This window comes from Streptomyces niger (genome assembly GCF_000718305.1).
Taxonomy (GTDB): Bacteria; Actinomycetota; Actinomycetes; order Streptomycetales; family Streptomycetaceae; genus Streptomyces; species Streptomyces niger.
Window position 1 is genome coordinate 1 of sequence record NZ_JOFQ01000051.1, and the last position, 2,818, is coordinate 2,818.

Annotated in this window: 2 protein-coding genes; both read right to left on the reverse strand. The window is 74.8% G+C overall.

Annotated elements, in window-relative coordinates; translation table 11 throughout:
- Positions 1-136 precede the first annotated feature (136 nt).
- Complete coding sequence (locus IF20_RS36825) at positions 137-2,086, reverse strand: hypothetical protein (RefSeq protein ID WP_199896930.1); 1,950 nt, start codon at positions 2,084-2,086, stop codon at positions 137-139.
- 95 nt (positions 2,087-2,181) lie between these two features.
- Positions 2,182-2,811, reverse strand: coding sequence for an MBL fold metallo-hydrolase (locus IF20_RS36830; protein ID WP_052869796.1), 630 nt, complete (start codon positions 2,809-2,811; stop codon positions 2,182-2,184).
- Positions 2,812-2,818 lie beyond the last annotated feature (7 nt).

Here is a 2,818-nt window from a genome sequence, read left to right on the forward strand (position 1 = left end):
GCGGCCTCAGTCCTCCCCCTTGCGCATACCGCATAGCAACGGCATACCGCGGACACCCGCCGACGTCACTCCCGACAACGCAGCGGAAAGGTCAGTAACCGAAGCACGCCGGTACCCGGCCGGGGCACGCCGGCGCCTAGCCGTTGACGGTCTCGTTCAGCTGGGCGAGGCGGCGCTGCACGTCGTCGCGGGCGCCGCTCCTGCCGGGCACCCGGCCGCGCAGGTTCGCCAGCTCCACGCCCAGCTCCCGGATGCCGTCCCGGTCGCTGACCTGGTGCCAGCAGTGGTGGGCGCGGTCCACGGCGGCCGTGACCTCGGGGTCCGTGGCGTTCTGCCCGCCGGCCAGCCGGACGTGCGCGGACCGCATCCACAGCCCGCTCGCCCGCGCCGGCTCCGCCGCCTGGTGCGCCAGCTCGGCCTGTACCTCGATCCAGTGCACCGCCTCGGGTGACACGGGCCCGTGGCTCCGGAGGGCCGCCTGCTCCCAGGCCGCGGCCATCGCGGCGGCCTCGCCGTGCCGCCCGGCGGCAGCCGCGGCGAATACGGCGTGGTGCGGGTCCACGACGGGCGCCGCATGCGGCACCTGGGGTATCGCCGCGACGACGGGAATCGGCGGCCGCGCCGGCATGGGAGGCAACGGAACGGGAGCGGAGACCGGGCCGGGAGCGGATCCGCGGCCGGATTCGGGGCCATTATCAGGGCCGGAATCAGGGCCGGATCCGGGGTCGGAATCAAAGCCGGATTCGGGGCCCTGCGGTGCCTCGGAGCGTGGCACCTCGGAGGCCGCGGAAGGCGCGACCTCGTGGGCCTGGGAGCGCGGCGCTTCGGGGGCCTCGGAGCGCGGCGCTTCAGAGGCCGCGGAAGGCGCGACCTCGGGAGTCTCGGAGCGCGGCGCTTCGGGGGCCGCGGAAGGCGCGACCTCGGGAGTCTCGGAGCGCGGCGCTTCGGGGGCCGCGGAAGGCGCGGTCTCAGGGGGAGCCGGCTTCACTGCGGGGGCCAGTTCGTAGTCGGACGGCTCCGACTCCGGCTCCGACCTGACCACCGGGGGTCCCGCGGGCTCCGCACCCCCGTAGGCGCCCGCCGGCGTCGGCTCGGGCACGGGAGCAGGCTCCGGCGCGGGGATCGGCGCAGCCGCGGGCGCAGCCGGCGGCACAGCCGCAGGCCCCGGCTCGGGCGCCCCGTACTCCGAAACGGGCGCGTTGTCGAAGGCGGCCACCGGCGCTCCGTACTCGGTCGCCACGGGCTCAGCCGGCGCACCGGATGCCCCCGGCACGCCGTACCCCGGCACGGACACGTCGTACCCCTGTACGGGCACGTCGTACCCCGGCGCAGACGCCTCGTACGGACTCGTCGGCCCACCGGCCGCCATCGGCCCACCAGCCGCCGCCATCGCCCCACCAGCCGCCACCGGCCGGCCTCCAGCCGTCCCTTCGGCGGCCTGGGCTCCGCCGAGCCACAGCGTCGTCGGCCCGCCCAGCGCGGCGGTACGCGCCACGTGGGCGTGCAGTTCCTCCGTACCGGGCCGCCGGGGCGCCACGCGCAGCGCCTGCGCGAGGGCCTGCGTGTACGCGGGCGCCGGCGTGCTCCGCTTGTCGGTCCGCTGCACCGCGCCGTACAGCAGGAACGGTCCTCCCAGCGACAGCTGCCCCGTGCTCAGTTGCTGCCAGACCTCCGGCGCCGCCGCCAGATCTGCCACGACCGTCGTGCTGCCCGGCGGCCGGTGCCGGAGTTCCGCGGCGAGCCAGTGCCACGGCAGCGCGGTGTACCGGATCGTGCGCGGCGCCGTCCGGGCCAGCGCCAGGTGCGGTCTGCCCTGCCGCGCGTCCACCTGGAGGTGCCCCGCCACGTAGATGAGCAGCGGGCCCTCGACGCCGGCCGCGGTGCGGATGTGGGTCAGCACCGTGTTCGGGTCGTCGGGGTTGGCCAGCTGCACGGCACTGGCGTACGCGGCACCCACGAGGTGCGCCGGCGGAACGGCGGCCAGCTGCGGCAACACGGTGGTCGCCGGCAGCGCCCGCCGGGCCGGCGGATCGGCGGCAATCAGCAATGCGTAGCCGTGCGCGGTCGGTGCTGTGCTGGTTGCCATACCGAGCACGGTAACCGGCCCGCCTGACGGAGTGCAGGGGATAGCGGCGCAAAGGTTCGAAAACCGGCAGCAAGCGACACCGGTACGGCCACGCCTCAGTGGCCCCGCGCGATCCACTCCTCCAGGTGCGGCGCCTCGTCCCCGATGGTGGTGCTGTCGCCGTGACCGGTGAGGACCTTCGTCTGCGGCGGGAGCGTCAGGAGCCGGTCCCGGATCGACTCGACGATGGTCGGGAAGTCCGAGAATGATCGCCCGGTCGCGCCCGGCCCGCCCTGGAAGAGCGTGTCACCGCTGAACACGACCCCCAGGTCCGGTGCGTGGAAGCAGACCGCGCCGGGCGCGTGGCCCGGCGTGTGCAGCACCGTGAGGTCGGTACCGGCGATGGTCAGCACCTGCCCGTGCGCCAGCTCCCGGTCCGGCGCGCCGTTCGGATAGGTCTGCTTCCACAGCGGCAGGTCGTCGGGGTGGAGGTGGATCGTCGCCCCGGTACGGGAGGCCAGCGCGGGCGCGGCATCGATGTGGTCGTCGTGCGCGTGGGTGCAGAGGATGGCCCGCAGCCGCCGTCCGCCGAGCGCGGCGAGGATCGCGTCCGCGTCGTGTGCCGCGTCGATGACGACTGCTTCCTCGTCATCGCCGATGATCCAGACGTTGTTGTCGACGTCCCAGGTCCCGCCGTCGAGGGAAAACGTCCCCGAGGTGACGAGGTGTTCGATGCGAGCGGCCATCACAGCA